Genomic DNA, 25,108 nt, shown 5'->3' with positions numbered 1-25,108 from the left:
ACCGATCCGGAAAACCCCCTCGCCCCCGGAGGACCCGACCATGAGCAGCGACCAGAACGCCTTCCGCGGCCCGATCGACTCGTCCCGCGTCCCGCGGTACGCCGGTCCCGCGACGTTCGCCCGGCTGCCGCGGCTCGACGAGGTCGGCACCGCCGACGTCGCCGTCGTCGGCGTCCCCTTCGACAGCGGCGTCTCCTACCGCCCCGGCGCCCGCTTCGGCGGCAACGCCATCCGCGAGGCCTCCCGCCTGCTGCGCCCCTACAACCCGGCGCAGGACGCCTCCCCGTTCGCCCTCGCGCAGGTCGCGGACGCCGGTGACATCGCCGCCAACCCGTTCAACATCAACGAGGCCGTCGAGACCGTCGAGGCCGCCGCCGACGAGATCCTCGGCACCGGCGCCCGCATGATGACCCTCGGCGGCGACCACACCATCGCGCTCCCGCTGCTCCGCTCGGTCGCCAAGAAGCACGGCCCGGTCGCCCTGCTCCACTTCGACGCGCACCTCGACACCTGGGACACGTACTTCGGCGCCGAGTACACCCACGGCACCCCGTTCCGCCGGGCCGTCGAGGAGGGCATCCTCGACACCGAGGCGCTGTCGCACGTCGGCACGCGCGGCCCGCTGTACGGCAAGCAGGACCTGACCGACGACGAGAAGATGGGCTTCGGCATCGTCACCTCCGCCGACGTCTACCGGCGCGGCGCCGACGAGGTCGCCGACCAGCTGCGCCAGCGCATCGGGAACCGCCCGCTGTACATCTCCATCGACATCGACTGCCTCGACCCGGCCCACGCGCCCGGCACCGGCACCCCCGAGGCGGGCGGCATGACCTCCCGCGAGCTCCTGGAGATCCTGCGCGGCCTCTCCTCCTGCAACCTGGTCTCCGCCGACGTCGTCGAGGTCGCCCCGGCCTACGACCACGCCGAGATCACCGCCGTCGCCGCCTCCCACACGGCGTACGAGCTGACGACGATCATGTCCCGCCAGATCGCGGCGGGCCGCGCCGCGAAGTAGCCGGCGGACGCGCGGGGCGGGGCGCGGCCCCGTCCCGCGCGACCCGGCCCGCCCCGCTCCGGCTCCGCGCGACACTGGTGAGCGCCGGGCGCGGCCGCTCCCGGCCGCGCCCGGCCCACCCCGCCACCGCCCCGAGGGACCCGCCATGACCCACGACCACGACCTGGTCCTGCGCCCCACGCCCGCCCAGACCGAGGCGGCCCTGAACCCGCCCCCGGGGCGGACCGGCGGGGACCTCGTCGTCGAGACCCTCTCCGGGCTCGGCGCGACCACCGTCTTCGGCCTCCCGGGACAGCACGCGCTCGGCGTGTTCGACGCGCTGCGCCGCTCGCCGCTGCGGTACGTGGGCCTGCGCGTCGAGAACAACGCGGGCTTCGCCGCCGACGCGTACGGCCGGATCACCGGCGAGGCGGCCCCGCTGCTGCTCTCCACCGGGCCCGGCGCGCTCCTGTCGCTCGCCGCGCTCCAGGAGGCGGCCGCCGCCTCCGCGCCGGTCGTCGCGATCTGCAGCCAGGTCCCGGTGGCCGGGCTCGGCGGCGGGCGGCACGGCCACCTGCACGAGCTGCGCGACCAGCAGGCCTCCTTCCGCGACGTCGTGAAGTCCGTCCACACGGCCCGCACGCCGTCCCAGATCCCCTCCGCGATCGCCGCCGCCTGGGAGTCGGCGCTCACCGCCCCGCACGGGCCCGTCTGGGTGGAGATCCCGCAGGACGTGCTCACGGCGGAGACGACGCTGCCGGTGGTCACCGCGATGGACGCGACCCCCGAGGACGTCGTCCCGCGCCCCGAGCTGACGGCGGTGGCGGCCCATCTGCTCGCGCACGCCGAGCGGCCCGTGATCGTCGCGGGCGGCGGGGTCGTCCGCTCCGACGCGTCGGGGAAGCTGCGGGCCCTGGCCGAGCGGATCGACGCGCCCGTGGTCACCACCTTCGGCGGCAAGGGCGCCTTCCCCTGGAAGCACCCGCTGTCCCTCCAGTCCTGGCTGGAGGACCGGCACACCACCGACTTCCTGGAGGACGCCGACGTCCTCCTCGTCGTCGGCTCCGGACTCGGCGAGCTGTCCTCGAACTACCACACCTTCGCCCCGCGCGGCCGGGTGATCCAGATCGAGGCGGACGCGGGGAAGCTGGAGTCCAACCACCCGGCGCTCGGCATCCACGCCGACGCCCGGCTCGCGCTCCAGGCGATCCTGGAGACGGTCGGCGAGCGCACGGACCCGACCGCCCCCGAGCGGGTCGCGGCCGTCCTCGGCAGGGTCCGGGACCGGATCGCCGCCCAGGACCTCGACGCGGAGCGGCGGGTCGTCGCCGCCGTGCGCGAGGCGCTCCCGGCCCGGGCCCCGAGCTTCTGGGACATGACGATCCTCGCGTACTGGGCGTGGTCGGCCTTCGACGCCCGGCACCCGAACACCATGCACTCCGCCCAGGGCGCCGGCGGCCTCGGCTACGCCTTCCCCGCCGCCCTCGGCGCGGCCGTCGCGGACCCCTCCCGGCCGGTCCTGGCGGTCTCCGGCGACGGCGGCGCGATGTACTCGCTCGCGGAGCTGGCCACGGCGAAGCAGTACGGCCTCGACGTGACGTGGCTGATCGTGGACGACGGGGGCTACGGCATCCTGCGCGAGTACATGACCGACGCGTACGGCGAGGCCACCGGCACCGAGCTGACCCGCCCGGACTTCGTCGCCCTCGCGGAGTCCTTCGGCGTCCCCGGCGTCCTCACCGCCCCGGACACCCTGGCGGCCGACCTCGCGAAGTCCCTCGCGACCCCGGGCCCCTCGGTGGTCGTCCTCCCGGCCCTGCTGCGGATGTTCGAGCCGACGCACCTGTGACACCGCTGACGAGCGGCGAACCCGTGCGCTACTGGTTCGCCGGCGCTCCCGCCCGGATCGCGGCCTCGATCTGAGCGAGCTGGGCGGCGAGGATCTCCTCGAACGCGGCGCGGCGGTCCGCCCCGAGGGGGCGGACGTCGCGGGCGAAGTGGGCCAGGGCCGGGAAGCGTGCGGGGTCGGCGCCGAGGACCGCGACGCGGAACAGCTCCACGCCCTGTTCGTGCTCCTCGGGGGTGACGGCGCCGACCCCGGCCTCGGAGGCGACCAGCGCGGCGATGAGGACCGCGAGCCGGTGGTAGCGCGCCGGGACCTCCTCGTCGGGCAGTCCCGACGCGCGCAGCGCCTGGAGCACCTCCTCCATGACCAGCCGGGAACCGGTGCCGCTCGACGCGTAGCGCCCCCAGACGGCGGCGAGCTGGGGCTGCTGCCCGAACGCCTCCCGCACGCGCAGGGCCAGGGCCGTGACGCGCTGCTTCCAGTCGCCCTCCGGACGGTGGCCGTCCATGGCGGCGAGGAGGATCCGGTCGGCGACCGCGCGCAGCAGTTCCGTCTTGCTGCGGAAGTGCCGGTAGAGGCTGGAGGAATCGGTCCCGAGGGCCGCGGCCAGCTTGCGCACGCTGAACGACTCGGCGTCGCTCGTGCGCAGCAGCTCCGCCGCCGCGTCCAGGATCTCCTCGGTCGACCAGCGCCTTCGGCCCGCCATGCCGCTCCTCCCGTTGCCTCTCGTACCTCCCGCCGGATCTCAGCCTAACTCATGCGCTTGGCAATGCACTTGGTGCTGCACGCACCGCGTGCATAATGAGGACATGAGCATGCCGGGCGGCCCGGAAGGGGGCGGGCCGGCATGCCGCTCGTGCCCTGCTATCCGGGTCCGGCGACCGATGCGGAGCTCGTCCCGGGGAAGACGAAAGGACGCATGACGTGAAGAACCCGCTGGATTCCGCGGCGCTGGACGCCGCCATCGAGAACGTCCACCACGCCGGGGTGCCGGGCCTGTTCGCCGAGGTGCGCGACGGCGACCGGGTCTGGCGCGGTGCCGCCGGGATCGCCGATATCGCCACCGGCCGCCCCGTCACCGCCGACCTGCGGCACCGGGTCGGCAGCATCACCAAGACCTTCACCGCCGCGGCGGTCCTGCAGCAGGTCGAGAGCGGCCGGATCGGTCTCGACACGCCGATCGGCCGGTACCTTCCGGAGCTGGTCCCCGGAGAGCGCGGTGACGCCGTCACGGTCCGGATGCTGCTCAACCACACCAGCGGCCTCGCCGAGTACCTCCCGTACGCCTACCCCTCCCTCAAGGCGTTCCCCGTGCTCGCGGACACCGGACCCCAGAGCCTGGACGACCACCGGTTCACGCGGTTCGACCCCGCCGAACTGATCGGGGCGGGGGTCGCCGCACCTGCCGTCGGCGCCCCGGGCGGCACGCCGGGGGTGTACTCCAACACCAACTACCTGCTCCTCGGCGCACTCCTGGAACGGGTGACCGGCACCACGGCCGAGCGGTGCATCACCCGGAACGTCATCGAGCGCGCCGGGCTCCGGGACACCGGGTTCCCCACCGGACCGTCCGTGGAAGGGCCGCACTCGCGGCTCTACGAGGCGTGGTTCGGCATGATCGACCCGCCGCGCGACTACAGCGTTTACGACATGTCGTGGGTGGGGCCGGCGGCCTCGCTGATATCGACCGTCGCGGACCTCAACCGTTTCTACGGCATGCTGCTCGCCGGGAAGATCGTCGGTCCGTCGTCCCTGGAGCAGATGCGGCGCACCGTCCCGGTCGTCTCCCAGGAGGGGAGGACGATCGACTACGGCCTCGGCCTGCACCCGATGGAGGGCCCCGGGCAGGGCGCCTTCTGGGGACACGGCGGCACGGTCTGGGGCGGTGGAACACTGGCCATGGCCCGCGCCGACGGCAAGCGGCGGATGGCCATCGCGGTGAACCTGCAGCGGTGGAACCGGCTCGACCCCTCCGGCAGGCCGCGGCCCCATCCCGTCGACGCCGCGCTCGCGACCCTGTACCGCGTGGCGATGCACGGCTGACCGGGCCGGGGAGGGATTCGAGAAGGCCCCGACGTCGTCAAAGGCGGGAAGGCGTCAACGGCACCTCCACTTGCGAGTGAACGGCTTTGCCGTGCCGTTTCCGTGGTGCACATCCTCCCTGTGTCACCGGCGTGGGGAGGATTTGTCATGTCGAATCCTTACGTCGAGGTCGACGACGCCGCTCTGGCCGAGGCCGCCGAAATACTGGGCACGAAGACGAAGAAGGACACGGTCAACGCGGCCCTGCTTGAGGTCGCGCGGCGGCACAAGCGGCTGCGGGCGCTGGAGCAGCTGACGGCCATGGCGGAACGTGGGGACTTCGACGTCCTCATGGACAAGAGGAACTACCGTCGGTGAGCCCGGTCACCCACCTCGTGGACACGTCCGCCGCCGTCAGGATCCTGGCCAGGAAGCAGGTCCAGGAGGAGTGGGTCAAACACCTGACGGAAGGCACCGTCGGCCTCTGCGACCTCACCGAGCTGGAGATCCTCTTCTCGGCCCGGTCCGCCAACGACCGGCTCGCGAAGGAGGACCTCCTCGCCCAGTTCTTCAACTGGACCGCCGTGCCCGACGGCATCCACACCCGCGCCCGCCGCGTCCAGCAGATGCTGACCAACCGCGGCGAGCACCGCAGCGCCGGCCCGGTCGACCTCCTGGTGGCCGCCACCGCCGAACCGACCGGCCTCACGCTCCTCCACCACGACAAGGACTTCGACACCGTCGCCCGGGTCACCGGCCGGCCGACCCAGTGGGTCGCCCCGCCCGGGACGGCCTGAGCCGGATGCCGGGGGAGGGTCCTAGGACCACCGCCCGATCTCCCTCCGACCCGGGCCCCGTCTTTGTTGCGGCGGGATGAAATCCCACGTCGGCCGTGTTGGGCCTTCCGGTAGAGCAGGACGAACGGGAGGCCACACGTGGCAGCGGCAGGGGAGAAACAACAGGGCTGGGCGCGCAGGCTCGCCGGGTACGCCTGGCGGTACCGGACCAACACGCTCCTCGCGCTCGGGTCGTCCCTCGTCGGCATGGGCGTCCTCGCCCTCGTGCCGCTCTTCACCAAGGTGATCATCGACGACGTCATCGGGACGAAGACCCGGGACCTCGCCACCTGGACCGGGCTCCTGATCGGGGCCGCCGTCCTCGTCTACGCCCTCACCTACGTCCGCCGCTACTACGGCGGCCGCCTGGCGCTCGACGTGCAGCACGACCTGCGCACCGACATGTACGGCACCATCACCCGGCTCGACGGGCGGCGGCAGGACGAGCTGTCCACCGGGCAGGTCGTCGGGCGGGCCACCACCGACCTCCAGCTGATCCAGAGCCTGCTGTTCATGCTCCCGATGACCGTCGGGAACGTCCTGCTCTTCCTGATCTCGCTGGGCATCATGGCCTGGCTCTCCCCGCCGCTCACCCTCGTCGCCCTCGCCGTCGCCCCCGCCCTCTGGTACATCGCCCGGCGCAGCCGCACCCGTCTGCACCCCGCCACCTGGCACGCCCAGCAGCAGGCCGCCCTCGTCGCCGGCGTGGTCGACGGGGCCGTGTCCGGCGTCCGGGTCGTCAAGGGCTTCGGCCAGGAGGACCAGGAGACCGGCAAGATCCGCGAGGCCGGGCGGAGGCTCTTCGCCGGCCGGCTGCGGACGGTCCGGCTGAACGCCAGGTACACCCCCGCCCTCCAGGCCGTGCCCGCCCTCGGCCAGGTCGCCGTCCTCGCCCTCGGCGGCTGGCTCGCCTACAAGGGCCAGATCACCCTCGGCACCTTCGTCGCCTTCTCCTCCTACCTGGCCTCCCTCGTCGGCCCGGTCCGCATGCTCGCCATGGTCCTCACCGTCGGCCAGCAGGCCCGCGCCGGCGTCGAGCGCGTCCTCGACCTCGTCGACACCGAGCCGGTCGTGCAGGACGGCACCAAGGAGCTCCCGGCGGACGCCCCCGCCACCGTCGAGTTCGACGACGTCTCCTTCGCGTACGAGGACGGGCGTCCCGTCCTCGACGGGTTCTCCCTGGAGATCCGGCCCGGCGAGACCGTCGCCGTCGTCGGCGCCTCCGGCTCCGGCAAGTCGACCGTCTCCCTGCTCCTGCCCCGCTTCTACGACGTCTCCCGCGGCGCCGTCCTCGTCGGCGGCCACGACGTCCGCGAGCTCACCCTCGACTCGCTGCGCGCCGCCGTCGGCCTGGTCCCCGAGGACTCCTTCCTCTTCTCCGACACGGTCCGCGCCAACATCGCGTACGGCGCCCCCGACGCCACCGACGAGCAGATCGAGAAGGCCGCCCGCGCCGCCCGGGCCGACCGGTTCGTCGCCGAGCTGCCCCAGGGGTACGACACGAAGGTCGGCGAGCACGGCCTGACCCTCTCCGGCGGCCAGCGCCAGCGCGTCGCGCTCGCCCGCGCGATCCTGGCCGACCCCCGGCTGCTCCTCCTCGACGACGCCACCTCCGCCGTCGACGCCCGGGTCGAGCACGAGATCCACGAGGCCCTGAAGTCGGTGATGGCGGGCCGTACGACCCTGCTCATCGCCCACCGCCGCTCCACCCTCAACCTCGCCGACCGCATCGCCGTCCTCGACGGCGGGCGCCTCGCCGACATCGGCACCCAGGAGGAGCTGGAGGAGCGCTCCCCGCTCTTCCGGCGCCTGCTCACCGACCCCGAGGAGCTGGGCGCCGTCTCGCCCGGCCGGACGACCCCGGCCGCCCCCGTCGAGGACCGCACGCTGCGGGACGAGCTGGACGCCGAGTTCGACGCCGAGCGGGGCATCACCCCCACCCTGTGGGTACGGGACGACGCCCCCGGCCGGGAGAGCCCCGCGCCCGGGGCCACCCCCGAGCTGCTCGCCGCCGTCGCGGCCCTGCCGCCCGCCACCGACGTCCCGGACGTCGACGAGGCGCGGGCCGTGGCCCCCGAGGACGCGTACGGCCTGCGCCGGCTGCTCCGCGGCTTCGGCGTCCCGCTGCTCATCAGCCTCGGCCTGGTCGCCCTCGACGCCGGCACCGGGCTCCTGCTGCCCGTCCTGATCCGGCACGGCATCGACGAGGGCGTGAACCGGCTCGCGATCGGCGCCGTCTGGGCGGCCTCCGCCCTCGCCCTGGTCACCGTGCTCGTGCAGTGGGTGGCGCAGACCGCCGAGACCCGGATGACCGGCCGCACCGGCGAGCGGGTCCTCTACGCCCTGCGCCTGAAGATCTTCTCCCAGCTCCAGCGGCTCGGCCTGGACTACTACGAGCGCGAGCTGACCGGCCGGATCATGACCCGGATGACCACGGACGTGGACGCCCTGTCCACCTTCCTCCAGACGGGCCTGGTCACCGCCTTCGTCTCCTTCGTGACCTTCTTCGGGATCATGGTCGCGCTGCTCGTGCTCGACCTCCAGCTCGCCCTGGTGGTCTTCGCGACCCTGCCGGTCCTCGCCGTCGCCACGTACTTCTTCCGGCGCTCCAGCGTGAAGGCGTACGAGCTGGCCCGCGAGCGGATCAGCGTCGTCAACGCCGACCTCCAGGAGTCGGTGGCCGGGCTGCGGATCGTGCAGGCCTTCCGCCGCGAGCGCTCCGGCGCCGAGCGGTTCGCGGAGCGCAGCGACTCCTACCGCGAGGCCCGCGTCCGGGGCCAGTGGCTGATCTCGATCTACTTCCCGTTCGTCACCCTGCTGTCCTCGGCCGCCGCCGCGGCCGTCCTGGTCGTCGGCGCGAACCGCGTCGAGGCCGGGACGCTCACCACCGGCGCCCTCGTCGCCTACCTCCTCTACATCGACCTGTTCTTCGCGCCCGTGCAGCAGCTCTCGCAGGTCTTCGACGGCTACCAGCAGGCCGCCGTCTCCCTGAAGCGGATGCGGGAGCTCCTCCAGGAGCCGACGTCGACGGCCGCCGCCGACGCGCCCCTGGACGTGCTCTCGCTGCGCGGCGAGATCGCCTTCGAGGACGTGTCCTTCGACTACGGCAACGACGTCGGCGACGGGGGAGAGGCGGCCCTGACCGGGATCGACCTGCGGATCCCCGCCGGGCAGACCGTCGCCTTCGTCGGCGAGACCGGGGCCGGGAAGTCCACCCTGGTCAAGCTGGTCGCGCGGTTCTACGACCCGACGGGCGGCCGGGTCACCGCCGACGGCACCGACCTGCGGGACCTCGACCTCACCGCGTACCGGCACCGGCTCGGGGTCGTCCCCCAGGAGGCGTACCTCTTCGCCGGGACGGTCCGGGACGCCATCGCCTACGGGCGGCCCGAGGCGACCGACGCCGAGGTGGAGGCGGCGGCCCGCGCGGTCGGCGCGCACGAGATGATCGCCACGCTCGACGGCGGCTACCTCCACGAGGTGGCCGAGCGCGGCCGGAACCTGTCCGCCGGGCAGCGCCAGCTCATCGCCCTGGCCCGCGCCGAGCTCGTCGACCCGGACGTCCTGCTCCTGGACGAGGCGACGGCGGCCCTGGACCTGGCGACCGAGGCCCAGGTCAACCAGGCCACCGACCGCGTCGCGGGCCGCCGCACCACCCTCGTCGTCGCCCACCGCCTGACCACGGCCGCGCGCGCCGACCGGGTGGTCGTCATGGACCACGGGCGGGTCGCGGAGGACGGCACCCACGACGAGCTGCTCGCCCTGGGCGGCCGGTACGCGAAGCTCTGGAGCACCTTCGTGGGGGAGGCGGAGCCGGCGCGGGTCGAGGCCTGAGCCGGCGCGGGTCGAGGCCTGAGCCGGGGCGGAGGCAACCGTTCGGGGCCCCGGCGCGTCGTAGAGCCGTACACCCGTACGGAGCTCCACCCGGGAGGGGGCCTCATGGTCACGGACGACACGCCGGCCGCACGGCGCGGGCGGCGCGCGGCCGCCCGTGTCCTCGTGCCGTGCCTCACCGCCCTCGCGCTGCTCCTGCTGCCCTTCCCCGGCGGCCCGGGCGCCGGCACCGCCGACGCCGCCTCCGTCTGCCGGGGACGGCCCACCCGGACGCTCGCCTTCCCCACCGGGGAACTGCGCCTCTACCGGACCCGGCAGTACGTCTGCGCGGTCACCGTCGGCAAGGGCACCGGCCCCCGCCGGCCCATGTCCGTCTCGCTCCAGCCGCGCGGCGGCCACCCCGCCGTCAAGGCCGGCCGGTTCGACCGCCAGGCCGGGCCCCTCACCGTCCACGCCCTCAACCGCTGCGTCCGGGCGGCCGGTTCGGTGGCCGGAAGTGGCACGTCCACGGGGTGGATCCTGTGCTGAAGCACAGGAAAGTTCACGAGTAAGGACCAACTGGGTCTGGCGGTCCACACGTTGCCCCCGCTAGGTTCGCGACACCGTTGTGAATCATGGGGAGGGTGCATGCGCAAGTCGCTCAGGCTGCTGCTGTCGCTCTCGGTGCTCATAGGCACCGTGGGCTCGACCGGCGTGGCCACCGCCGCGGACACGGACACCGACAGCGCGTCCGTCGTCGGCTCGCAGGGCGGGGCCGCCGACAAGGCCGCCGCCGAGGACATCAAGGACCGCATCCTGGCGATCCCCGGGATGACCCTGATCGAGGAGAAGCCGTACGCCGGCTACCGCTTCTTCGTCCTGAACTACGAACAGCCGATCGACCACGCGCGCCCGTGGAAGGGCACGTTCCAGCAGCGGATCTCGGTCCTCCACAAGGACACGGACCGCCCCACCGTCTTCCGCACCAGCGGCTACGGGCTGAGCACCACGCCGAGCCGGGCCGAGCCGACCCGGATCGTCGACGGCAACCAGATCTCCATGGAGTACCGCTTCTTCACCCCGTCCCGGCCGCAGCCGGCCGACTGGTCGAAGCTGAACATCTGGCAGGCCGCCAGCGACCAGCACCGGATCTTCGCCGCGCTGAAGAAGGTCTACGGCAAGAAGTGGCTCTCCACCGGCGCCTCCAAAGGCGGCATGACCGCCACCTACTACGAGCGCTTCTACCCGCGCGACATGGACGGCGTCGTCGCCTACGTCGCCCCGAACGACGTGGTCAACGACGAGGACTCGGCCTACGACCGCTTCTTCGCGACCGTCGGCACCGAGGAGTGCCGCGACCGCCTGAACGACCTCCAGCGCGAGGCCCTCGTCCGGCGCGCGCCCCTCCAGGCCAAGTACAAGGCGTGGGCCGAGGCGCAGGGCGCCACCTTCCACACCGTCGGCACGCTCGACAAGGCCTACGAGGCCGTCGTCCTCGACTTCGTGTGGGGCTTCTGGCAGTACTACGGCCAGGACGTCTGCGACCAGATCCCGGTCGCGAAGACCGCGACCGACGACGAGGTGTACGACACGATCGACGCCTACTCCGGCTGGTCCGCCTACACCGACCAGGGCCTGGAGCCGTACACGCCGTACTACTACCAGGCGGCCACCCAGCTGGGCGCGCCCTTCATCAAGCAGCCGCACCTCAAGGGCCTGAGCCGCTACGGCTACCAGCCCGCCCGCAACTTCGTGCCGCGCGAGATCCCGATGAAGTTCGACCCGCGCGCCATGAAGGACGTGGACGGCTGGGTCCGCAACAACGCCCGCCGGATGCTGTTCGTCTACGGCGGCAACGACCCGTGGGGCTCCGAGAAGTTCCGCCTGGGCAAGGGCGCCCGCGACAGCTACGTGTACGTGGCCCCGGGCGCCAACCACGGCGCGAACGTGGCGGGCCTGGTCGAGGCCGAGCGCACGAAGGCCACCGCCCGCATCCTGGCCTGGGCCGGCGTCCCCGCCCCGGCCGAGCGGGCGGCGCGGCCGCTGGCCCGCTTCGACGCCCGCCTCGACCGGGCGGTCGACGAGGAGGCGACCCGGGAGCACGGCCTGCGGCCGTGATCCCGTCCGCGTGAAGCGGGGGCGCACCCGGCCGGGTGCGCCCCCGCCGTCGTCAGCGGTACGAGAGGCCGTACCCGACCGGATACAGCACCCGCTCCGGGTCGGCCGCGCTCTGCACCGGCACCGGGAGCCGGCCCACGGGCTTCGCCCGCCCGGCCAGGACCCGGACGGCGGCCCGGAGTTCGACGTCGGTCCAGGAGTACGCGGCGAGGGTCGCCCGCTGGCCCGTCAGGTGCGCGATGTCGTACGGGTTGCGGATCGCGACCGTCACGACGGGCACCCCGGTCGCCGCGAGCCGCGCCACCAGCGTGCGCTGGGTGCTGGTCGCGGTGACGTTGTACGTGCCGACCACCACCACGTCCCGGCCGGCCGCGGCGGCCACCGCCTCCTCGATCCCGGCCGCCGTCGGGGCGGTCCCGGTGGAGAGCGCCGTCGCGGTGAACCCCAGCTCCCGCAGGGCCGCCGCCAGGGTGGCGGTGGGCGGCCCGGTGGTGCCGGACGGCGAGGCCGGGTCCGCGCCGACGACCAGGACCGAGCGGTGGCGCGAGGGGCGCAGCGGCAGGAACCCGCCCTCGTTGAGGAGCAGGGTGGTGGTCGTCTCGGCGATCCGGTCGGCCTGCGCGAGGTGGGCCTCGGAGCCGACCACCCGCTCGACGCCCGCCCGGGTCACGTACGCCTGCCGGAACAGGCCCAGCTTCGCCTTCAGCCGCAGGATGCGCAGGATCGATTCGTCGAGGCGGGCCTCGGTCAGCTCGCCGTCGCGGACCGCCTTCAGGACCGCGTTCCGGGCGACGTCGAGCTTCGGCGGGTTGAGCAGCTGGTCCACCCCGGCCTTGAGCGCGAGGACCGGGACGCGCTCGTCGCCGTACTTGGTGCGCACGCCCTCCATGCCGAGCGCGTCGGTGACCACCACGCCGTCGTAGCCGAGCCGTTCGCGCAGGATGCCGGTGAGGACGGGCCGGGAGAGGGTCGCCGGGTCCCCGCTCGGGTCGAGCGCGGGGACCACGATGTGGGCGGTCATGATCGAGTCGATCCCGGCCGCGATCGCGGCCCGGAACGGCGGGGCGTCCAGCTCCTCCCACTGCTCCCGGGTGTGGGTGATCGTCGGCAGGCCGTAGTGGCTGTCGACGGCGGTGTCGCCGTGGCCGGGGAAGTGCTTGGAGGTGGCCGCGACCCCGGCCCCCTGGTAGCCCTCGACCTGCGCGGCGACGAGACCGGCGACCGCGCGCGGGTCGGAGCCGAAGGAGCGGACGCCGATGACCGGGTTGGCCGGGTTGACGTTCACGTCGGCGACCGGGGCGTAGTTCTGCCGGATGCCCAGGGCGGCGAGCTCGGCGCCCGCGATCCGCGCGGCCCGGCGGGCGTCGGCGTGCGAGCGGCCGGCGCCGAGGGCCATCGCGCCGGGCAGCAGGGTGGCGGGCTCGCCCACCCGGCAGACGATGCCGTGCTCCTGGTCGGTGGAGACGAGCACCGGCACCGGGACGGGCTGCGCGAGGGCCGCCTGCTGGATGCCGTTGGAGAGGTCGGCGATCTGGTGCGGGTCGCGGGTGTTGTGGGCCCAGGAGAAGTAGATGATCCCGCCGACGTGGTAGCGCGCGACCAGCTCGGCGGCCGTACGGACCCCGATCTCGGCGAGGTTGGCGTCGACGTCGGCCTGGTCCGGGGCGGTCGCGGAGTGCCCGTACACCCGCATCACGAAGAGCTGGCCGACCTTCTCCTCCAGGGACATCCGGTCGATGATCCGCCGGAGCCTCCGGTCGTCGTGCCGCTCGGGCGCGGCCAGGGCGGGGGCGCTCGCCCCGGTGACGGCGGCGGCCGCGGCGGCGGCGGTCACCGCGAGGAGGGTGCGTCGGGAGGGGGTGGGGGTGGGAGCGGAGGAGGATGCGGGGGCGCGGTGGTGCACTGGTGCTCCTTCCGGCCGTGCGGGGATTGAAGGAAACTTCCAAGGAGTCACGGATAGCCGGAAAGTAACTGCCAGGTCAAGGACCCGCGCGGGAATCGCCCGGCGACGGGCCTGAGTGGAGGCGCCCGGCGGGCTCGGGGGAGGCGCGGGCGCCGGGGGCGCGTCAGACCGAGGACGCTATGGCCGGCCAGAGCTCCTGGAGGGTGCGGACCGTCTCGCGGATCGCCGGCCGGCGGGCCGCGCCCGTGCGCCACATGGCGTGCAGACGGCGCTTCGGCATCGGGTCCAGACGGATCGGCGCCACCCCCGGCGGCAGCGCCCCGCGCCCCAGGCGGGGCACCAGGGCGATGCCCAGGCCGGCCGCCACCAGGGCCACCTGCGTGTGGTTCTCGCCCGCCTGATGCACGATCAGCGGCTCGTACCCCGTCGCCCGCAGCGTCCGTACGAGCCAGTCGTGGCAGACCGACCCCGGCGGCTGCGAGATCCACCGCTCGCCCGCCAGCTCCTCCCGGCGCACCGAGTCCCGCGCCGCCAGCGGATGGTCCCGGGGGACGAGGATGTCGCACAGGTCGTCGCCGACGACCGCCTGCTCGACCCCCGGCGGGGCCGGCAGCGGCGCGATGTCCCAGTCGTGCGCCACGGCCAGGTCGATCACGCCCCGCGCCACCAGGTCGACCGACAGATGGGTGTCCACCTCCGAGAGCCGGAGGTCCAGGTCGGGGTGGAGCCGGGTCAGCTCCGCGAGCGCCCGGGGCATCAGACCGCGCGCCGCGCTCGGGAAGCAGCCGATCGCGAGCCGCCCGGAGGGCCTGCCGCGCCGCTCCTCCAGGCGCACCTCCGCCTCCTCCATCAGGGCGAGGAGCCGGCTCGTCGTGGCCGCCAGCTGGTGGGCCTCGTCGGTGAGCCGGATGCCCCGGCCCTGCCGTTCGAGCAGGGTGGTGCCGGTCTCCCGCTCCAGCTTGGTGATCTGCTGGGAGACCGCGGACGGGGTGTACCCCAGGGCCGCGGCGGCGGCGCCCACCGTCTTGTGGACGGAGACGGCGTGCAGGGCGCGAAGACGGCCGATGTCCAGCACGGTGACCACCTCGGGGGCTGCGGAGGAGCGCGGGATGTAGCGTCACTACATCCAATCATGTAGCGATCCGTGCTGGTGCTACACGGTCGCCGAGGGGATCCTCGGACCATGCGCCCCGCACACATCGCCCTGGCAGCGCTGGTCGCCGCTGTCTGGGGAGTCAACTTCGTCGTCATCGAGGTCGGCCTCGGCCACTTCCCGCCACTGCTCTTCTCGGCCCTCCGGTTCCTCGCCGCCGCCCTGCCCGCCGTCTTCCTCGTCGGCCGCCCCAAGGTGGCCTGGAAGTGGATCGTGGGCGTCGGACTCGTCCTGGGCGTGGTCAAGTTCAGCCTGCTCTTCATCGGCATGGACCTGGGGGCCCCGGCCGGGCTCTCCTCGCTGATCCTCCAGATCCAGGCGGTCTTCACGGCCCTGTTCGCCTTCGTCGCCCTCGGCGAGCGGCCGGGCCGGGTCAAGGTGGCGGGCATGGCGATCGCCCTCGCGGGCATCGCGGTCGCGGCGGTCGACGAGGGCACCTCGGGCCCCCTGATCGGCTTCCTCCTGGTGATCGGCGCGGCGGTCTGCTGGGGCGTCTCCAACGTCCTGACCCGCAAGGCGTCCCCGCCCGACGCGCTCAACTTCATGGTCTGGGTCAGCACCGTGCCGGTCCTGCCGCTGCTCGTCCTCTCGCTCCTCGTGGAGGGACCCGAGCGGGACCTCGCCGCACTGCGCGGCCTCGACTGGACGGGTGTCGGCGTCATCGTCTACGTCGCCTGGATCACCACCATCTTCGGCTTCGGCGCGTGGGGCTGGCTCCTGCACCGCTACCCGGCCTCCTCCGTGGCGCCGTTCTCGCTCCTCGTCCCGGTCTTCGGGATGTCGTCGGCCGCGCTGTTCCTCGGGGAGGGGATCAGCGGGCTGCGCTGGTGCGCGGCGGCGCTGCTCGTCGGCGGCGTGGCGCTGACCTCGCTGTGGCGGGGATCGCCGCCCCCCGCTCCGCCGGCGGCGACGCCCGCGGAACGGGAGACGGCTCCCTCGGACCCGTCTCCCGGCGCCGGTCTGCCTAGTGGCCGCTGAACGGCTCCTTGCTCAGCAGGTAACCGGCGTGCAGCCGGTTGCGGGCGCCGATGCTTTTCATGATGTGGGAGATGTGCCGCTGGCAATTCCGCAGGGAAATTCCGACGACCTGGGCTATTCGCTTGTCCGATTCCCCCTGGGTGAGAAGCGAGATAATCGCGTGCTGAATCTCGGACGTGGCCGCGACCCGATCGGCCCTGCGTTCTTCGGTCGAGAGGTCGGAAGCGGCCGTCCAGGCCCGTTCGAAGGCCTCCGCCACGAAAGCGAGGAGCTGCGGGTCCCGTACGACCACGGCGCCTTTCGAGTCGTCGAGGAGCGGCAGGATGCCGATCTTGCGGTCGAAAACGATGCAGCGCGGAAATCCGCCCGCGAGGGTACGCACCTGGGCGCCGAGGGGGGTCACCAGGTCGACGTACGAGAGGGTCGCGGGACTGAAGCGCGCGGTGTGCTGGTAGAGGGTCCGCATCCTGACCCCGCGGCCGAGCAGCCGGGTCGTGCGGTCCATACTGTCGGCGAGGACCTCCTCCACGCGGGCACCACCGGGCTGCGAGGAGAGCGCCTCCTCGCGGCACTCGTCGGCGAAGCCGGTGATCAGCCGGCGCACGTCGGACAGCTCGTGGACGACCTCCAGCGAGCAGTGGGCGTGCTGGGAACGCGGAGTGCGCAGTTCGAGCTGGTCCAGGCCGCTCCGGAGCTCGTCGACGAGCGCCTGGGCGCGGTTCAGCTCCCGCTGGAGCGGGTTGAGGACCTTCACGCGGGCGAAGTCCACGGGATGCGGGACCAGGGGTTCCGGACCGGTGCCGCCGCCGGCGCCCCCGGTGCCCAGGAGCCCCAGCTCGCGCAGGTCCCGGACGGCCTCGTCGGTCTCCCGCCGGTCCATGCCGAGGGCCTCCGCCGCGGTTTCGACGGTGCACCTGGGCGATTCCGAGACGAACCGGTACAAACGGTCCGCCGATTCGTGGAGCGGCGGCGGGGTAATCGCACGGCTTCTGCCGGTTTCATTCAATGTATCCTCCTGTCATGTTTCCGCCAGGGGCAACATGATCCCAGAGGGGACTGGTCTAGAAACGGCTTTCCGCCGGAGGATGAGCGAAGCGCTGACGAACTCAGCGCTCGTCCGAAAGGTAGGGGTTTTCCATGGCACGTGCAGCGAGAAACCTTCTCGCCATCACGGCTTCCGCGGCTCTGTCCTTCCTTCTCGTCCAGGGAACCGGTGCTCAGGAAGAGCGCGCATTCCTCGCCGGATCCGGCCAGGGCAAAGTGATCAACGACCTCGGGTGGGGATGACCATGCCTCGTAGCAAGTCGTACAACACGTACTCCAGCCTCCAGCGCCCCGAGTTCCGCAAGCGTGTGGACGAGCTCCTCCTGAAGTTCGAGCGTGACTTCTACGAGAAGAGCAAGGGCGCGGAGGGCATGCTCGACGCGAACAAGTTCGACCTGGAGCTCTACAAGCGCCACAACGTCGAGACGATGATCCGGATCGGCCTCAAGCGCGCCGTGGACCCGCTGGTCGCCAACTACTGGGCCACCCGCGACCCGCAGCTCTCCAAGGAGTGGGGCCTGTACGGCGCCGAGGAGGGCCGGCACGACCGCATGTTCGCCGGTGACCTGCACAAGGTCGGCATGACGGACGAGGAGATCTACGCGATCCGTCCGACCTTCGCCACCGAGCTGCTCAACGGCTACTTCTACTACACGCTCGCCACCGAGGGCCCGCTCGCCTCGATGATCAGCGGCTTCTACCTCGAGTACATCGCGGGCAAGACCCAGCCCGACTGGCTCGACATCATGGAGCAGCACGTCGGCGCCAACAACACCAAGGGCGCCCGCGCGCACCTCGCGCTCGACGAGGACGACGACCACGTCGACATGGTCTGGAACATGATCATGCGCGTGATCAAGGACGAGGACGACGAGGAGCGCTTCGTCGAGCACCTCACGAAGATCAACTCCCTCTTCGTCTCGTACTTCGTCGAGGTCTACGCCGCCACGGTCCTGGGCCTCGGGTCCGACCCGTCGCAGCTGACGCAGGTCTCGCCCGGCGCCGCGGTGCAGACCAACCTGCAGGCCCGGGTCGCCGCGGTCTGACGTTCCGGGTCCTGCGTTCCGGGAGCGGCGACGCCCCGGAGCGCGCACCGGACCCGTCCGGCACCCGAACACCCCCCTGGCGGCACCGGACACCGCGTACCCACGACCCCGCCCCACGCCGCCCCGCGCGGTGCCGGGCGGTGCGGGCGGCGGCGTCCGGTGTCCCTGCGGGCTGCCCACCGTCCGGCAAACCCACAGGAAGACCCATGCGATACGAATGGCCGCGCGAACTGTCCGAGAAGGACATGCGCGAAATGATCGAGCTGATGGACGCCGTCGCGGTCAAGGAGCAGACCCTCGGCTTCTACGAGCCCGTCGGCCCGGAGAAGGGCCTGCCGCTGATGCGGGCCTTCGACGCCGACCTGCGCAAGGGCGCGATCGACGTCCTCGCGGTCCGCGACGAGCAGGACGACCGGATCGTCGGCATGGTGACCCTCGCCCGGGCCCCGCTGCCGGCCCGCCGCCACATCGTCGACATGCGCCGATGTGTCATCGCCCCCGACCGCCGGGGCGAGTTCCTCCTGGAGGGCTGGTCCGTGGCCCTGCACAAGGCGCGCGACATGGGCTGTGAGGTCATCACCCTCGAAGTCCGCAGCGACGGCCCGGTCGGCCTCTGGGAGCGGCTCGGCTTCCGCGAGTACGGACAGCTGCCCGACTACGCCCGCCTCGACGGGCGCGAGGCCGTCACCGGCCACTACCTGTACGCGCGGATCGCCGACGTCCTGGCCCACTTCGAGGCCACCGGCACCTGGCTGCACGAGCCGCGGCAGGAGAGCGCCGCCCTCGCGGGCTGACCCCGCGCTCCCCGCACCACCGCGCTCCCCGCACCACCGCTCCTCCCGCACCACCGCTCCTCCCGCACCACCGCTCCTCCCGCACCACCGCTCCTCCCGCACCACCCCTTCCCGTACCGCCCCCGTCCCTCCGGACGCCCCCGGCGCGTACGTCTCCCTCCCGGACCCGCCCGCGCCCCGCGGGCCGGCCCCGCCGTGCCCGCACCCGGCCCGGCGCGCCGCCGCACGTCCCGGAGCCTCCCGCCTGCGCGCCCTTCCGCGCGCCCGGCGCCCACACACCCGCACGGCCTCACCGAAGGGCACACCCATGTCCAAGATCGCCGTCCTCACCAACGACCTCCAGTACGAGCTCGTGGAGAAGAACCCCGAGCGCGTCGCGGCCGTCGCCGCCGCCACCCCGCACTTCACCGGCTTCCTCGACGAGATCCGCCGCCGCGGCCACCACGTCTTCCACCTCCAGCTCGTCAACGACCCCGACGACCCGAACGCCGAGCGCTACGACGGCCACCTCCCGGTCCAGCGCGGCACCCGCGGCGCCGAGGTCATCGAGGAGTTCCTCGCCCCCGAGGACGTCGTCATGGAGAAGAGCAAGGACTCCGGCTTCTACGAGACCGACCTGCACGAGCGCCTCCAGGCCCTCGGCGTCGACACCGTCCTCATCACCGGCATGCAGACCCAGATCTGCGTCCAGACCACCGCCGCCGACGCCTTCTTCCGCGGCTACAACATCTGGGTCCCCTCCGACTGCGTCGTCTCCGCCCGCCAGGAGGACAAGGACCGCGCCCTGGAGTGGCTGGAGGGCTACTGCGCCACCGTCTCCGACTCCGCCGAGGTCATCAGCGTCCTCGACGCCGAGGGCACCCTGCCCCGCAAGAACATCAAGACCCCGTGACCGCGACCCTCCCCGACCAAGGAGCAGCCATGACCGCGAGCACGGCCGGCAGCAGTGACGAGATCCTCCTCGACCACGGCACCGGGGCGAAGCTGAGCCAGGAACTGGTCCAGCTGATCGCCGAGACCCTCGGCGACGTCTACATCGGCATCATGGAGGACAGCGCGATCCTCCCGGTCGAGACCGGGCGCATCGCCATGACGACGGACTCCTTCGTCGTCGACCCGCCCTTCTTCGGCAACGGCGACATCGGCAAGATCGCCGTCTGCGGCACGGTCAACGACCTCGCCGTGGCCGGCTCCCGCCCCAAGTACCTCACCCTCGGCATGATCCTGGAGACGGGCCTGCCGATCGACCGCCTCAAGCAGGTCCTCGTGTCGATCCGCGAGACGGCCCGCGAGGCCGGCGTGCAGATCGTCGGCGGCGACACCAAGGTGGTCCGCAAGGGCGAGGCCGACCAGCTCTACCTCAACACCGCGGGCGTCGGCGTCTTCGAGCGCGAGCCGCTCTCCATGACCGACGTGCGCCCCGGCGACAAGGTCATCCTCAGCGGCCCCATCGGCAACCACACCGTCCACCTGCTCTCCATCCGCGAGGGCCTCGGCTTCGAGCAGCGCGTCGACAGCGACTGCGCCCCGCTGAACAACCTCATCGACGGGGTCCTCGGCAGGGTGCCGGCCGGCGCCGTCCGCTCGATGCGCGACGTCACCCGCGGCGGACTGACCGCCGTCCTCCACGAGTACGCCGGGAAGCTCGGCCGCACGATCCGGGTCGACACCCCCAGCCTGCCGATCCAGCACGAGACCGCCATGGCGGCCGACATGCTCGGCATCAACCCGCTGCACTGCGCCAACGAGGGCTGCCTCGCCGTCTTCGTCGACCCCGCCGCCGAGGCGGACGTCCTGGCGGCGCTGCGCTCGCTCCCCTACGGCGAGCACGCCGTGACCGTCGGCGAGATCTCCGAGGACACCGAGGCCCTGGTGCTGCTGCGGGACGCCGACGGCCGGGAGACGCAGCTGGAAGAACTCCTCGGGGCCGAACTGCCCCGGCTCTGCTGAGGACCCGACCCAGGAAACGAGGGGGATCACCATGAGCACCGTGACGTCTCCGCCGGACACCGCGACCTCCCCGCCGGCCACCGAGGAGTGGCGGCTGCGGGTCACCGGGGTGGTGCAGGGCGTCGGCTACCGGCCGTTCGTCTACAAGCTGGCCCGTGAACTGGGCCTCTCCGGCTGGGTCCGCAACGACCCCGAGGGCGTCCTCGTGGAGGCGTCCGGACCGGACGCCGCCCTGGCCGCGTTCGCCGCCGGTCTGAAGGACCGCGCGCCCGAACTCGCCCGCGTCGACGGTGTCGTGGTGACCCGGGGGCTCCCCGCGGGCAGTGTGCCCGCGGGCCCCTTCACCATCGTCCACAGCGAGCACACCGGCGCCCGCACCGCCCTGCTCCCCGCCGACACCCACGTCTGCGGCGACTGCCAGGGCGAGCTGCGGGACCCGAACGACCGGCGCCACCGCTACCCGTTCATCAACTGCACCAACTGCGGGCCGCGCTACTCCATCATCCAGGACCTGCCCTACGACCGGCCGGCCACCACCATGGCGTCCTTCACCATGTGCGCGGCCTGCAAGGCCGAGTACGAGGACCCGCTCGACCGGCGCTACCACGCCCAGCCCAACGCCTGCCCCGACTGCGGGCCCCGGCTGCTGCTCACCGACCGGGAGGGCCGCACCACCGAGGGCGACACCGCCCTGCGCGGCGCCGCCGAGGTCCTCGCCGACGGCGGGATCGTCGCCGTCAAGAGCGTCGGCGGCTTCCACCTCGCCGTGGACGCCACCCAGCCGGAGGCCGTGGCCCTGCTGCGCCGCCGCAAGCGCCGCGACTCCAAGCCGTTCGCGGTGATGGTCCGCGACCTGGCCACCGCCCAGCGCCTCGCCGTCCTCTCCGAGGACGAGATCGACGTCCTGCGCTCCCCGGCCCGCCCCATCCTGCTCGCCCGCAAACAGCCCGACGCCCTGCCCGAGTCGGTCGCGCCCCGCAACCCCAACCTCGGGATCATGCTGCCCTCGGCGCCCCACCACCACCTGCTCCTGGACGAACCCGGCCTGGAAGCCCTGGTGATGACCAGCGGCAACATCTCCGGCTACCCCATCGCGTACCGCAACGAAGAGGCCCTGGAACAGCTCTTCGAGATCGCGGACGTCATCCTCTACCACGACCGCGACATCGAGATCCGCGTCGACGACTCCGTCGTCCGGCTCTCCGTCCACGACGAACTGGACGCGCCCCTGCTCCAGTTCATCAGGCGGGCCCGCGGCTACGCCCCGTACCCCGTCGACGTCGGCCGCGAGGTCGCGCCCGCCGTCGCCCTCGGCGCCGAGCTGAAGACGACGGTCGCCCTGTCGCACGGCAGCAAGGTCTTCCTCAGCCAGCACATCGGCGACCTCAAGAACGACGAGACCTTCGCCTCCCACCGGCGCACCGCCCGCCACCTCGCCCGGCTCTACGCCCTGGAGCCGCGCCTGACCGCGCACGACCTGCACCCGCAGTTCCGCTCCACCCGGGCGGCGCTCGACGGGGACGGGGACGGCGCCGGCCGGACCGTCGTCGAGGTGCAGCACCACCACGCCCACATGGCCTCCTGCATGGCCGAGAACCACGTCACCGGCACCACCCTCGGCGTGATCTTCGACGGCTTCGGCTACGGCGAGGACGGCACCGTCTGGGGCGGCGAGTTCCTGCTCGGCGACTACGCCGCCTACCGGCGCGTCGGACGCCTGCGCCGACTGCCCCTGATCGGCGGCGACCAGGCCGTCCGCGAACCGGTCCGCACCGGCTACGCCCTCGCCCTCGACGCCTTCGACGGCGACCGGGAGAAGGCCGTCGCCGCCTTCCCCGCCCTCGCCGCGCTCGACGAGCAGCAGCGGCACGTGTACGCCACCATGGCCGCCCGGGGCGTCAACTCCCCGGCCACCTCCAGCATGGGGCGCCTCTTCGACGGCGCCGCCGCGCTCGCCGGGGTCTGCTCCCGGGCCGAGTACGAGGCCCAGGGGCCGATCGAACTGGAGGGCCTGCTCGCCCGCGACTCCGCCCCGGAGGCCGCCTACCGCTTCGGCGCCCGCGCGCCCGAGGAGGACGGTCCCGTCGAGGTCGACCCCCGGCCCGTGATCCGGGCCATGGCCGACGACCTCGCGGCCGGACTGCCCGCCGACCGGATCAGCCGCCGCTTCCACACCGCCGTCGTGGAGATGGTCCGCGACCGCTGCCGGGCCTTCCGCGAGGAGACCGGCGTGCGCCAGGTCGTGCTCTCCGGCGGCGTGTTCCTCAACGAGTTCCTGCTGCTCAACTGTCTGACCGGGCTGACCGCCGACGGTTTCGACACCTACGTCCACCGACAGGTCCCGACCAACGACGGAGGCATCGCCCTCGGTCAGGTCATGGTCGCGGACGCCCGTACATCCCCTGGGAAGTGATGACGTGACCACCCGCACGACCGCCCCCACACCGGACGAGATCTACGCGTACGTCCAGGCCCGCGAATCCGGCGCCCGCACCTACGCCACCGCTTTCGGCCAGGTCCTCCAGGACGGGCACGGCGCCCGCGTCCGCGACGGCCACGGCACCGAGTACATCGACTGCCTGGCCGCCGCCGGCACCCTCGCCCTCGGCCACAACCACCCCGAGGTGCTGCGCCGGGTCCGCGAGTACCTGGAATCCGGCCAGGTGCAGCAGGCCCTCGACCTGACCACCCCCGCCAAGTACGCCCTCCTGTCGGCGCTCTACGAGCGGCTGCCCGGCACGATGGCCGACACCTTCCGCACCCAGTTCTGCGGCCCCGCCGGTGCCGACGCCACCGAGGCGGCGATCAAGCTCTTCAAGACCGCCACCGGCCGCCGCACGGTCCTCTCCTTCCACGGCGCCTACCACGGCATGACGGCCGGCTCGCTGGCCCTCACCGGCAACCTGGGCGCCAAGGAACCGGTGCCCTCGCTCATGCCGGACGTCCACCACCTGCCCTACCCCTACGACTACCGCTGCCCCTTCGGCCTCGGCGGCGACCAGGGCGTCCGGGTCGGCCTCACCTACATCGAGCGGCTGCTCACCGACCCCGAGAGCGGCATCACCAAGCCCGCCGCCGTCTTCGTGGAGGCCGTGCAGGGCGAGGGCGGCGTGATCCCCGCGCCCCCCGAGTGGCTGCGCGGACTGCGCGAGATCACCGCCCGCCTCGACATCCCGCTCGTCCTGGACGAGATCCAGGCCGGCTGGGGCCGCACCGGCACCATGTGGGCCTTCGAGGAGTCCGGCATCGAGCCCGACGCCGTCCTCGTCTCCAAGGCGATCGGCGGCGGCTTCCCGCTCGCCCTGATGCTCTACCACGGCAAGTACGACGCCTGGCGGCCCGGCGCCCACGCGGGCACCTTCCGCGGCAACCAGATCGCCCTGGTGGCGGGCGCCGCCGCCCTGGAGGTCTTGGCCGAAGAAGGTCTCGTGGAGAAGGCCGCCGTCAAGGGAGAGTTGCTCGGCGGCCTGCTGCGGCGCCTCGCCCGGACCCGTCCGGAGATCGGCGACGTCCGCGGCAGGGGCCTGATGTGGGGCATCGAGCTCGTCGACCCGGACGGCGAGGCCGACGCCCTGGGCGCCCGGCCCGCCGACGGCGACCGCGCCCGCCGCGTCAAGAAGGCCTGCCTGGAACACGGACTGCTCCTGGAGAGCGGCGGTCGGCACGGCGCCGTGCTCCGGCTCCTTCCGCCCCTCACCATCACGGAGGAAGAGATCCACGAAGTGGTCGGCGCCCTGGAGAAGGCCCTCATCGACTGCGCCTGAGGGCCCGCTCCCGGCACGCGGGGCACCACGCGGACAACGCGACGACATGAAGGAACGAAGCACATGACGACGGCAACCGGTGCCGGGCAGTGGCGGGTCGACTTCGACGCCGAGGTGGTCTTCAGCAACGGCGGCTCCCTGCGGACCGAGGGCTTCCGCCTGGACATCCCCGGTGACGACATCGACGACGCCGAGCTGGGCGAACTCCTCGTGCGCCACCTGGGGCTGCTGATGGTCGGCGGTACGACCATCAGCCGCAAGGAGCTGATCCGGGAGCCGCACAAGGGCTCGCGGAACACGGGGGCGGCCGGGGCGGAGGACGGCGCGCCGGACCGCCGCACGGTCGACCTGACCGGGCCCGGCACCCGCCTCGACCGGCCCGCCGGGGCGCCGGAGGACATCGGGGGCCTGGTCGACCTGCCCGTCGTCCTGGTCCGGCTCGCCGGCACCGCCGAACCGGTCGCCGACCGGCTCGCGCTCGCCCCCTTCGAACCGGCCGGGCACGCCGTCGTCGTCCACACCGGCCGCCCGGACGGCCCCTACCTCACCCCGGACGCCGCCCTGCTCCTCGCCGGGCGCGGCGCCGCCCTGGTCGCCACCGACAGCGTCGAGCGCGACAGCCCCGCCGCCAAGGCCCTCGCCGAGGCCGGCGTCCCCACCGTCACCGGACTGACCGGCCTGACGGACCTCCCGGCGGCCGGCGCCCGCCTCCACGCGGTCCCGCACCCGGCCGGACACGGCGACGGGGACGGCGCACGGGTCTACGGGGTGACCGGATGAGCACCTCGGAGATAGGCACGGGGGCGGTGCCTCCGGCCGGGACCACCCCGGCGGCACCGGCCGGAGG

Annotated in this window: 20 protein-coding genes; 16 read left to right on the top strand and 4 right to left on the bottom strand. The window is 73.0% G+C overall.

What is annotated here, in order from left to right; all coding sequences use genetic code 11:
* Window positions 1–40: 40 nt before the first annotated feature.
* Window positions 41–1,015 carry an agmatinase gene (speB, locus tag ADL08_RS12605; protein WP_053642211.1) on the top strand — a complete coding sequence of 325 codons (975 nt, stop codon included), beginning with the start codon at window positions 41–43 and terminating at the stop codon, window positions 1,013–1,015.
* 145 nt (window positions 1,016–1,160) lie between these two features.
* Window positions 1,161–2,843: a thiamine pyrophosphate-binding protein gene (locus ADL08_RS12600; protein WP_053642209.1), complete on the top strand. Its 1,683-nt coding sequence runs from the start codon at window positions 1,161–1,163 to the stop codon at window positions 2,841–2,843.
* A 28-nt stretch (window positions 2,844–2,871) separates the two neighbouring features.
* Here ADL08_RS12600 and ADL08_RS12595 read toward each other — a convergent pair whose 3' ends face one another.
* Window positions 2,872–3,546 carry a TetR/AcrR family transcriptional regulator gene (locus tag ADL08_RS12595; protein WP_053642207.1) on the bottom strand — a complete coding sequence of 225 codons (675 nt, stop codon included), beginning with the start codon at window positions 3,544–3,546 and terminating at the stop codon, window positions 2,872–2,874.
* A gap of 218 nt (window positions 3,547–3,764) precedes the next feature.
* Here ADL08_RS12595 and ADL08_RS12590 point away from each other — a divergent pair, with 218 nt between their 5' ends.
* The 6 genes from ADL08_RS12590 (at window position 3,765) to ADL08_RS12565 (ending at window position 11,629) form a co-directional block, all read left to right on the top strand.
* Window positions 3,765–4,883, top strand: coding sequence for a serine hydrolase domain-containing protein (locus ADL08_RS12590; protein WP_053642205.1), 1,119 nt, complete (start codon window positions 3,765–3,767; stop codon window positions 4,881–4,883).
* 147 nt (window positions 4,884–5,030) lie between these two features.
* Window positions 5,031–5,240: a type II toxin-antitoxin system VapB family antitoxin gene (locus ADL08_RS12585; RefSeq protein ID WP_053642203.1), complete on the top strand. Its 210-nt coding sequence runs from the start codon at window positions 5,031–5,033 to the stop codon at window positions 5,238–5,240.
* Window positions 5,237–5,659 (top strand): PIN domain nuclease, encoded by a 423-nt coding sequence (locus tag ADL08_RS12580; protein WP_053642201.1) that lies wholly within the window; start codon window positions 5,237–5,239, stop codon window positions 5,657–5,659. Before ADL08_RS12585 ends, ADL08_RS12580 begins: the two co-directional genes overlap by 4 nt.
* A 138-nt stretch (window positions 5,660–5,797) precedes the next feature.
* Window positions 5,798–9,532, top strand: coding sequence for an ABC transporter ATP-binding protein (locus tag ADL08_RS12575; RefSeq protein ID WP_053642199.1), 3,735 nt, complete (start codon window positions 5,798–5,800; stop codon window positions 9,530–9,532).
* A gap of 105 nt (window positions 9,533–9,637) precedes the next feature.
* Entirely contained in the window at window positions 9,638–10,060 is a 423-nt protein-coding gene (locus ADL08_RS12570) for a hypothetical protein (RefSeq protein ID WP_053642197.1), read from the top strand.
* Window positions 10,061–10,159: 99 nt separating this feature from the next.
* On the top strand, window positions 10,160–11,629 hold the full coding sequence (locus tag ADL08_RS12565) for a S28 family serine protease (protein WP_053642195.1): 1,470 nt from the start codon (window positions 10,160–10,162) through the stop codon (window positions 11,627–11,629).
* Between the two features lie 52 nt (window positions 11,630–11,681).
* Here ADL08_RS12565 and ADL08_RS12560 read toward each other — a convergent pair whose 3' ends face one another.
* Window positions 11,682–13,532, bottom strand: coding sequence for a glycoside hydrolase family 3 protein (locus tag ADL08_RS12560; RefSeq protein ID WP_053642193.1), 1,851 nt, complete (start codon window positions 13,530–13,532; stop codon window positions 11,682–11,684).
* Between the two features lie 163 nt (window positions 13,533–13,695).
* Window positions 13,696–14,607 (bottom strand): LysR family transcriptional regulator, encoded by a 912-nt coding sequence (locus ADL08_RS12555; RefSeq protein ID WP_053642306.1) that lies wholly within the window; start codon window positions 14,605–14,607, stop codon window positions 13,696–13,698.
* Window positions 14,608–14,715: 108 nt separating this feature from the next.
* On the opposite strand from ADL08_RS12555, the gene ADL08_RS12550 reads away from it, so the two are divergent.
* A complete protein-coding gene (locus ADL08_RS12550; RefSeq protein WP_053642191.1) occupies window positions 14,716–15,663 on the top strand; it encodes an EamA family transporter in 948 nt (315 codons plus the stop codon).
* Here ADL08_RS12550 and ADL08_RS12545 read toward each other — a convergent pair.
* Window positions 15,650–16,543: a LuxR C-terminal-related transcriptional regulator gene (locus tag ADL08_RS12545; protein ID WP_159042971.1), complete on the bottom strand. Its 894-nt coding sequence runs from the start codon at window positions 16,541–16,543 to the stop codon at window positions 15,650–15,652. The genes ADL08_RS12550 and ADL08_RS12545 overlap by 14 nt on opposite strands.
* A gap of 409 nt (window positions 16,544–16,952) precedes the next feature.
* Here ADL08_RS12545 and ADL08_RS12540 point away from each other — a divergent pair, with 409 nt between their 5' ends.
* From ADL08_RS12540 to ADL08_RS12510, 7 genes are all read left to right on the top strand, one after another.
* Window positions 16,953–17,753, top strand: a complete 801-nt coding sequence (locus ADL08_RS12540) for a hypothetical protein (RefSeq protein ID WP_063885281.1) — start codon at window positions 16,953–16,955, stop codon at window positions 17,751–17,753.
* A gap of 206 nt (window positions 17,754–17,959) precedes the next feature.
* A complete protein-coding gene (locus ADL08_RS12535) occupies window positions 17,960–18,547 on the top strand; it encodes a GNAT family N-acetyltransferase (protein ID WP_053642185.1) in 588 nt (195 codons plus the stop codon).
* Between the two features lie 307 nt (window positions 18,548–18,854).
* On the top strand, window positions 18,855–19,439 hold the full coding sequence (locus ADL08_RS12530) for a cysteine hydrolase family protein (protein ID WP_053642184.1): 585 nt from the start codon (window positions 18,855–18,857) through the stop codon (window positions 19,437–19,439).
* Window positions 19,440–19,468: 29 nt separating this feature from the next.
* Window positions 19,469–20,497 (top strand): hydrogenase expression/formation protein HypE, encoded by a 1,029-nt coding sequence (gene hypE / locus ADL08_RS12525; RefSeq protein ID WP_053642182.1) that lies wholly within the window; start codon window positions 19,469–19,471, stop codon window positions 20,495–20,497.
* A gap of 31 nt (window positions 20,498–20,528) precedes the next feature.
* The gene (hypF, locus tag ADL08_RS12520; protein WP_053642180.1) at window positions 20,529–22,910 is read left to right on the top strand and encodes a carbamoyltransferase HypF; all 2,382 of its coding nucleotides are present in this window, start codon (window positions 20,529–20,531) and stop codon (window positions 22,908–22,910) included.
* A gap of 4 nt (window positions 22,911–22,914) precedes the next feature.
* Window positions 22,915–24,261 carry a diaminobutyrate--2-oxoglutarate transaminase family protein gene (locus ADL08_RS12515; RefSeq protein ID WP_199836993.1) on the top strand — a complete coding sequence of 449 codons (1,347 nt, stop codon included), beginning with the start codon at window positions 22,915–22,917 and terminating at the stop codon, window positions 24,259–24,261.
* Between the two features lie 63 nt (window positions 24,262–24,324).
* Window positions 24,325–25,041 (top strand): hypothetical protein, encoded by a 717-nt coding sequence (locus ADL08_RS12510; RefSeq protein WP_053642178.1) that lies wholly within the window; start codon window positions 24,325–24,327, stop codon window positions 25,039–25,041.
* The last annotated feature ends 67 nt before the right edge of the window (window positions 25,042–25,108 follow it).

Origin of the sequence: Streptomyces sp. NRRL F-6492, from assembly GCF_001280125.1 — a bacterium.
Classification (GTDB): domain Bacteria; phylum Actinomycetota; class Actinomycetes; order Streptomycetales; family Streptomycetaceae; genus Streptomyces.
This window is presented reverse-complemented; position numbering and strand designations above follow the sequence as displayed.

Bases quoted from the DNA above. Each gene is read 5' to 3' on its own strand.
- speB (WP_053642211.1), top strand. From the start codon at position 41: ATGAGCAGCGACCAGAACGCCTTCCGCGGCCCGATCGACTCGTCCCGC.
- ADL08_RS12600 (WP_053642209.1), top strand. From the start codon at position 1,161: ATGACCCACGACCACGACCTGGTCCTGCGCCCCACGCCCGCCCAGACC.
- ADL08_RS12595 (WP_053642207.1), bottom strand. From the start codon at position 3,546: ATGGCGGGCCGAAGGCGCTGGTCGACCGAGGAGATCCTGGACGCGGCG.
- ADL08_RS12585 (WP_053642203.1), top strand. From the start codon at position 5,031: ATGTCGAATCCTTACGTCGAGGTCGACGACGCCGCTCTGGCCGAGGCC.
- ADL08_RS12570 (WP_053642197.1), top strand. From the start codon at position 9,638: ATGGTCACGGACGACACGCCGGCCGCACGGCGCGGGCGGCGCGCGGCC.
- ADL08_RS12565 (WP_053642195.1), top strand. From the start codon at position 10,160: ATGCGCAAGTCGCTCAGGCTGCTGCTGTCGCTCTCGGTGCTCATAGGC.
- ADL08_RS12550 (WP_053642191.1), top strand. From the start codon at position 14,716: ATGCGCCCCGCACACATCGCCCTGGCAGCGCTGGTCGCCGCTGTCTGG.
- ADL08_RS12545 (WP_159042971.1), bottom strand. From the start codon at position 16,543: ATGGACCGGCGGGAGACCGACGAGGCCGTCCGGGACCTGCGCGAGCTG.
- ADL08_RS12540 (WP_063885281.1), top strand. From the start codon at position 16,953: ATGCCTCGTAGCAAGTCGTACAACACGTACTCCAGCCTCCAGCGCCCC.
- ADL08_RS12535 (WP_053642185.1), top strand. From the start codon at position 17,960: ATGCGATACGAATGGCCGCGCGAACTGTCCGAGAAGGACATGCGCGAA.
- ADL08_RS12530 (WP_053642184.1), top strand. From the start codon at position 18,855: ATGTCCAAGATCGCCGTCCTCACCAACGACCTCCAGTACGAGCTCGTG.
- hypE (WP_053642182.1), top strand. From the start codon at position 19,469: ATGACCGCGAGCACGGCCGGCAGCAGTGACGAGATCCTCCTCGACCAC.
- hypF (WP_053642180.1), top strand. From the start codon at position 20,529: ATGAGCACCGTGACGTCTCCGCCGGACACCGCGACCTCCCCGCCGGCC.
- ADL08_RS12510 (WP_053642178.1), top strand. From the start codon at position 24,325: ATGACGACGGCAACCGGTGCCGGGCAGTGGCGGGTCGACTTCGACGCC.